This is a genomic window from Ruminococcus sp. Marseille-P328 (genome assembly GCF_964249465.1).
Taxonomy (GTDB): domain Bacteria; phylum Bacillota; class Clostridia; order Lachnospirales; family Lachnospiraceae; genus Blautia_A; species Blautia_A faecis.
In genome coordinates, this window is sequence record NZ_CAXUBQ010000012.1 from 123,009 (window position 1) to 130,632 (window position 7,624).

Consider the following 7,624-nt stretch of genomic DNA (forward strand, 5'->3'; position numbering starts at 1 on the left):
GGGGTTAATCATATGGAAAAGAAAAAATGGCACCGCAGCCCTGGTATCAAAGGGCTTTTGCTCCTATTGCAATATATTTTTCTGGGAGCTGTAATCTTCTTAGGTTTATTTTTAATTACCTCTTTGGCACATGGTCTGAGGCTTTCTGATTCCGGGAAAGATTATCTGGATTCCACGGCATTTGCCAATACCCTCTACGACGCAGCCTATGACGTGATGTACGGAATTTCTGTTACATTTCCCTATACTAATGTATCCTGGAAAGGCCTTGCCCAAAATGAAGCTTCCCAGTCATCTGACAAAAATGCCTCATCTGAGGCTCACGCTTCTTTAAATCAGACATCTGCATCCCAAGTAGTTGATCTTAATGAAATTGCCAACGATGAAGAAATCTCTTTTCAAAACACCTCCGGTCTGGCCTATTCAGTTTCAGACCTGGAAAAATGGGCGCAGGATTTTGATACCTCCAGTGGAAATCCCATTGTGATCTGCCACCAGGCTTCTTCTGCCGGCGAGTCACTTTCCCGGCATTATTATTATGTTCAGGATTTTCTGGAAAAAATTGACAGTGGAGAGCTGGATTTTTCTGTGGATATGGAGTATTACGGATTCAGTGACTCTGCAACTGAAATAGCATCCTACGCTGAAAATCTCAAACAGCTTATCGAAGACATCAAAAACGACATGCAATATGGTGTAATGGATGATCTTTCCGGCATTCAGATCACATCCGGGGACGGCAAAGTGCTCTATGATTCCATCTCCCTCTATGATGGATATTATGAACCAACAGAGGCTTATCCGCCCCAAGGCGCAGACAGCATTCTGGATGTTCTAAATTCCAATGCCAAATGGAACGACCGCATAAATGAGGCTTTCGAATCTCTTTACAGCCTTCTTTCCAGAACTGACTTTTATATCCAGCAGGAGCAGATTCTGAAAAATTATTCCCAGGGTCACTCCAACATGAGTTACATTTACATTAACGAGGATAACGGACAGGTTATTTCCAATGACAGCGAGCTGGAAGCCCAGCTGGGCTATACCTTGGAACGCAGTGTAACACACGCTGATTCAGCCATAGAAAATCCTACAGCTGACAATATGGGGGGCACCATCGATTATTGCACAAAACTGACAGATCTTTTAAAATCTATAAATGGTATTTCCTATGTTCTTATCCAATATCAACCAGATGGATTTACCAGCAACCTGGCAGGGCTCAGGAAATACAATACTTTCCCCGGAAACAATGTTACCTGCGACTCCTGGAAGGAGGTGGCAAACTCCCTGCTGCCAGCAGTAAACAGCAATTTCATCTTTGCAGCCTATGTGGATCAGACATTTCCTGTTTCCGATACCTTTGCCACTGACAAAACATTTTTTGAAAACTATTCCAGATATCAGAAGCCGGTATTTCTTTTCTTCCTGCTGTGCGGCTTTCTTTTCCTGACTGCGTTTGTATGGCTAACAGCAATTGCCGGAAGAAAAAACAGCGACCAAAAGCTGCACCTTTGCTTTTTTGACCGCTGGCCAACTGAGCTTTCTGCAGGACTGATTCTGCTTGCATGGTTTCCTGTCCTGGTACTCCTTTTACAATGCCTGTCCTTTGCAGACTATCAGACTGACAGACTGCGTGCCACATCACTCCTTGATGTGAGTCTGTTGCTGAAGCTTATGATTCTGGGGCTTTACACTTTATTCTGGTTCCAGATTGGCTACCTTAGCCTGGTACGGCGGATCAAGGCAAAGCAGCTCTGGAAAAACAGCATCCTGCGCCGTCTTCTTGTCCTGACCTCCAGACTGATTCATTCAGCCAGTCACAAGCTTCACGCCCTTGCTAATCTCTACTCCAGAAACACTGCTGCCAGACTGAAAGCAACCTTCGCTTTTCTTTGCTTTCTTTTCATCAAATATATAATCTGCGGTCCCTTACTTGGCAGCATGCAGCTGTTCTTTTTCTTCAGCTGTCTGGCTGATCTTTTGATACTGCTATATGTTATTACAAAAGCCTGCAGCAGAGAACAGATCATAAAAGGACTGAGAGAAATTTCCAATGGAAACCTGCAATATAAAATTCCTCTGGAACGGCTTTGGGGCGATGATAAACATATTGCAGAATATATTAATAACATTGGAAGCGGTCTTGACGCAGCTGTAGAAAACAGTGTGAAAAATGAGCGAATGAAAACCGAGCTGATCACCAACGTTTCCCACGATCTGAAGACCCCGCTGACTTCCATTATCAGCTACATTGATCTTCTGAAACGTGAGAATTTTACAGATCCTAAGGTTCTGGAATATCTGGATATTCTGGAAGCCAAGGCAGCCCGGCTGAAGGTACTCACAGAGGATGTGGTAGAAGCCTCCAAGGCCAGCACCGGAAATCTGACACTGAACATGAATAATCTTGATTTCGTAGAAATGCTCCATCAGGTAATCGGAGAGTTCGAGGAGCGTTTCGAAGAACACCATCTTACCATGATAGTACATTTTCCAGATGAGCCTTCTGTAATCTATGCGGATGGCCAGCGGCTGTGGCGTGTTTTGGAAAATATTTTCGGAAATGTAACAAAATATGCCATGGAAGACACCCGGGTTTACGCGGAAGTAATGAACGCCCACGGTCAGGTGGTTTTCACCCTGAAAAATATTTCCGCCCAGCCGTTAAATTTCGCTGCCGAGGAACTTACCGAGCGTTTCGTCCGCGGTGACGTAGCCCGTGGCACCGAGGGAAGCGGGCTTGGACTTAGCATCGCCAAAAGTCTTACTGAGCTCCAGGGCGGCAAATTCCAGCTTTACCTGGATGGGGATTTATTCAAAGTGACTATCACCTTCCAGGCGCAGAATTCCAAGTGCACTGACGCAGAAGTCCCTGCTCAGCCCAAGCCGGAAGCGAGATGATTTTTATCATATGCAGCTATAAAAATAGCAGCAGGAGTAAGCGATTTGTTTACTTCTGCTGCTGTTTTGCAATTAATATTCCAGTCTCGGCATACTCTTAAATTTCTCAAACTCTCCAATGGTAAACATGGAAAGAGCAATGCTTGGAAGTACACTGGATATGCCTGCATTGTTCGCTTTGTACAGCATCGGGAACCACTGGAGGCGGAAACCAAGGCTGTAGCTAAGAGCAAGAGCAAATACGTAAGACGGCACCGACACACCGATTACCGATATGACCGTGGCCAGCGAATCCCATATGGTGTTATGTTTCAGGGCTGCCAATAGTCCCAGTAGCAGTCCTACTATCGCTCCGATGATAACGGCAAGTCCTCCGATTCCAATAGAAATTGGAAGTCTTGTCTGAATCATCTGGGAAATAGGAGTGTTCTTGGAAATATTGTAGCTGACACCAAGATCACCTTTTAACATATTTTTTGCGTAGTTCACAAACTGGACAGCTACTGGCTGATCCAGACCGTACTTTACATACAGCGCTTCACGCAGGGCAGGTGTGTTTATGCGGCGGACATTCCATCAAAAATTGGGAATAGAAAACCCCAGTGCTGCAACACTGGGATTTTCGTTTGTAGTTGAACTACATGGATTTTTCACATCTCTTTGCCCATTGGCATTATAGCATATGTTTTTTTCTTTTCAATATGCATTTTATAATTAAATGTAACTGTTCAGTACCTTCACAGTTACACGCTCCGCGATGCACAGAAATCATGCTTTGCATGATTTCGAGCCGCAATTCTCGGATTTTCTGTGAACTACGTTCACAAAAAACACCTGGCGGAATACTGCCTTCTGAATAGTTACAATTAAATTACATAATCATCTGCGCTTGCAGCCTGCCAGTCAAGAAGATCTCCTAATGTAATATTATCTACCACTTCATTGATAGCATCATCAATCTTCTTCCAGAGGATACGTGTGACGCATGCATCACCTTTCTCGCAGCCGCCTCCGTCTGGTGCGACACAGTCTACCGGTGACAGACAGCCTTCTGTCAGTCTGAGGATCATGCCTACTGTGTACTCTTCTGGTCTTCGCTGCAGGGAGTAACCGCCCTGTGGTCCGCGGACACTCTTCACATATCCAGCCTTATTTAATACAGAAATGATCTGCTCCAGATATTTCTCGGAAATTTCCTGTCTACGTGCTACATCTTTCAGCCGGATCGGCTCTCCATTGTCATTGGTAGCCAGATCAAGCATTAACTTTATTGCATATCTACCCTTAGTGGATATTCTCATCTTCATCCCTCCTGCTCTGTGATTCTGCAAATGCAAAATCACTCTACAGAAGATTATACCTTCTAATTCCTATTATTTCAATAGGAAATTACCTTTTTATTCGCAGATAATCCAGTATTCCGGAAATAGTTATCGTCTGCGCATGAGCCGCTGCGCGAACTGATAAGCTGGTTCGCAATGTGAACTTTTTCTCACTCTCTGATGTTCCCTCATAAATTACCGGAACTGCTGTGTCGTCATAAGGCTGTCAAGAGTTTCAACTGCCTGATCATTCTGGATGATTTTAAACGTGACATCCTTTTCCCCATCAATTGGCGAGTAATAACAGCAGTCCCTAAAATTCTAATTTTTCTCATATCGTTTCCTTTCCCGGGCTAGAGCGTGTTTGACAAAATATACCGCCAAGCGAGGCGTGTCGATTGCAGAAATATGCTGAAAAAAGAATCGCAATTTACCTGTCTTTCCCTTATAATAATGCTGATAATAAAATGCTTTATCAAACAAGTATCATTTAAAAAGCACTTGAAAAACAGGAGAAAACGAAATGAGTAACCGAATTGAGATAACAGATTTCACTGCCCCAGAGCTGGATGTTTACGCCAGAATCCCGGAGGTGCAGCTTCTACGATTCTATGAGCCCAAACCAGGACTTTTTATCGCAGAAAGCCCAAAGGTAATCCAACGCGCGGCCAATGCCGGATATCAGCCGGTTTCTTTTTTAGTTCAACACAAGGATCTGGAAAAAGAAGGAAAAGAATTGTTACAAAAGTTCCCGGGAATTCCGGTTTATACAGCAGATTATGAGGTACTTGTAAAGCTTACAGGCTTTGCACTTACCCGTGGAATGCTTTGTGCCATGACTCGCCGGGACCTTCCCTCTGTGGAAGATATCTGCAAAAATGCCCGCCGTATCGCCATTCTGGAAAATGTAGTGAACCCAACCAATATCGGAGCCATTTTTCGTTCAGCTGCCGCGCTTCATATGGATGCGGTTCTTCTCACCCCAGGCTGTTGTGATCCTCTTTACCGCAGAGCCACCCGGGTAAGTATGGGTACTGTTTTTCAGATTCCATGGACTTATTTTCATAAAAAAGTGTCCTGGCCGGAAGCTGGAATGGAGCAGCTTCGCTCTCTCGGATTTAAAACTGTAGCAATGGCTCTTCGGAACGATTCCATCAGCATTGACGCCCCAGCCCTTCAAGCCGAAGAAAAACTGGCGATTATCCTTGGAGCTGAAGGAGACGGACTGGTGGATGCAACCATCACCGGCTGCGATTACACCGTAAAAATCCCCATGTCCCATGAAGTGGATTCCCTGAATGTAGCTGCCGCAAGTGCTGTGGCTTTCTGGGAACTTGGAAAAAGGTGAGGGAATGCTTCCTCACCTTTTCCAGAGCGTGTTTAAACAGGTTCTAAGACTCCAGCATTTTCACCAGACATTCCTTTTTATAAAATGAGATTCCATAACAAAAGATATCTTTATACCTGTCCTTATAATCCTCTGCATACTTTCTCTCTTTCATCTGCGCCAGTGCTTTATCACAATCTTTATTTAACTGTTTCATGCTTTGCGAATATTTTACTTCGAAAATCGCTACCTTTCCATTGGCTTTATCAATAATCACAAGATCTGGTCTTCCCAATCCATGCTCTTTGTTCGATTCAATCTGTTCACCAGCTCCCATAAAAATGCCTGTGAGAAACGCATGATAGAAGTCTTCTTTATAATCATGATAACTGATGGTATTCCACAGCAATAGATTCATTTCTCTGGTTATAATTTCTGGTTTTTGATTCCAGAGAGCCTGAAAAATCGCTGTTCGATTCCATTTTTTCACACTGTCAGCAAACCATTTCATTACCGTAGTTTCAAAAATTTCTCTTATTTCCGCATTTGGTATCTTTAATGCTTTGGTATCCGGTGAAAATGCAGTTTTCCCTTCTGAAATCCGCGCTTCTGTCAGATAACCAGTCATGTAAAGAATACTCCAAAGATTACTTTCGGATGAATGCAAATAATCATAAGTCAGGTTCTCATCAATATCCTGAAGAATATATCCACCAGAAAGCAATGTTTCCATTTTGTCCGTAATGCTATTGCCTGCAAAATCGATGAAAGAGCGGATAATTGCGTTGTCACTGGTATTTTTCCAATAACTGACTGGCTGCGCTTTGGGATTTCTCTGAAGTTCCCGCAAATAATTCATAACATCCCACGGGCAGTACACATCAATTTCTCCCATATGATATCCATCGTACCATTCCTTCATCTGCTTTGCATACTGCACTGTCCCTGTATCTTCCAGGATTTTGTTGACCTCCTGCTGGGTAAATCCGAAATATTCATTGAATCCGGTATTTGCAATCGTATCTGTAACAAAGTTATTTGTCCCTGTAAAAATGCTCTCTTTTGCAATCTGCAAACAGCCTGTGATAACAGCAAATTTCAATGAAGTATTATCTTTTAATGCAGTACTCATCATACCTCTGATAATTTCCAGCATTTGCTGGTAATATCCTTTGCTGCTGGCTTTTGCTATAGGAACGTCATATTCATCTATAAGCAAAATCATCTGCTTATGGTAATAATTCTCGAGCAGACGCATAAGCAGACTAAGAGATCTGATAACCAAAATTTTGCTTCCCTCACCAGATTTCAGAAGTTTAAAGCGCTTACGATCTTCTTCATCAATTTCTTCGCTTTCCAGCAAAAAACTGTATTTCTGATACAAATCAGAGATGGTAAATACCAGCTGGTCATACGCACTTGCAAAATCAAGTCCATCTATATCTTTAAATGTCAAAAAAATAGTAGGCCACTTATTCAACCATTTTTCACAAAGCTCGTGATTTCTTGAAATTTCAAGCCCTTCGAATAATTTCTGACTCTCATTTCGAACATTAAAGAAATAGTAGAGCATGCTCATGCCCAATGTTTTCCCAAATCGTCTCGGTCTGGTAATCAATGTTACTTTCGCTGCACCATCGGTTAGGAGTTCAGATATGAAACCGCTTTTATCAATATAATAGTTATTATTCTCACGTATCTCTTTAAAATCAGAGATACCTACTGGAATATTAGGATTTCCCATATGCCCTTCCTTCCTAAACAGATATTTTTTATATAAACATGATAACACAGCAGTATAGTTTCAGCAAATAAAAAAACGATAACCAAATGGTTACCGTCTCATTTACTGTACCTTCAAAACTACATACATGTTACATCCTAATGGAATCATTTTACCTCTGCGTGAGTCCGGCAGCCGCTTTGCAGCCGTCTTTCTCATTTCTTGGTCAAGCCCTCACCCTATTAGTAACAGTCAGCTCCATGTGTTACCACACTTCCACCCCTGCCCTATCTACCTCGTCGTCTTCAAGGGGGTTTACTTCTTTCGAATGGGACATCTCATCTTGAG

General features: G+C 42.8%; 5 protein-coding genes and 1 rRNA gene. 2 read left to right on the forward strand and 4 right to left on the reverse strand.

Annotated elements, in window-relative coordinates:
- Nucleotides 1-12: 12 nt before the first annotated feature.
- Complete coding sequence (locus tag ACESTK_RS10365; protein WP_373119698.1) at nt 13-2,904, forward strand: sensor histidine kinase; 2,892 nt, start codon at nt 13-15, stop codon at nt 2,902-2,904.
- A 72-nt stretch (nt 2,905-2,976) separates the two neighbouring features.
- Here ACESTK_RS10365 and ACESTK_RS10370 read toward each other — a convergent pair whose 3' ends face one another.
- Together ACESTK_RS10370 and ACESTK_RS10375 are read right to left on the reverse strand one after the other, a co-directional pair.
- Nucleotides 2,977-3,393, reverse strand: a complete 417-nt coding sequence (locus ACESTK_RS10370; protein WP_270432017.1) for a hypothetical protein — start codon at nt 3,391-3,393, stop codon at nt 2,977-2,979.
- A gap of 377 nt (nt 3,394-3,770) precedes the next feature.
- Entirely contained in the window at nt 3,771-4,205 is a 435-nt protein-coding gene (locus tag ACESTK_RS10375) for an Rrf2 family transcriptional regulator (protein WP_148460989.1), read from the reverse strand.
- 544 nt (nt 4,206-4,749) lie between these two features.
- Here ACESTK_RS10375 and ACESTK_RS10380 point away from each other — a divergent pair.
- A complete protein-coding gene (locus ACESTK_RS10380; protein ID WP_148460988.1) occupies nt 4,750-5,574 on the forward strand; it encodes an RNA methyltransferase in 825 nt (274 codons plus the stop codon).
- Nucleotides 5,575-5,617: 43 nt separating this feature from the next.
- Here the strand turns inward: ACESTK_RS10380 and ACESTK_RS10385 are convergent, their stop codons facing one another.
- Together ACESTK_RS10385 and ACESTK_RS10390 are read right to left on the reverse strand one after the other, a co-directional pair.
- Entirely contained in the window at nt 5,618-7,297 is a 1,680-nt protein-coding gene (locus ACESTK_RS10385) for an AAA family ATPase (RefSeq protein WP_215659910.1), read from the reverse strand.
- Between the two features lie 201 nt (nt 7,298-7,498).
- Nucleotides 7,499-7,624 (reverse strand): 23S ribosomal RNA (locus ACESTK_RS10390); the annotation flags it as partial.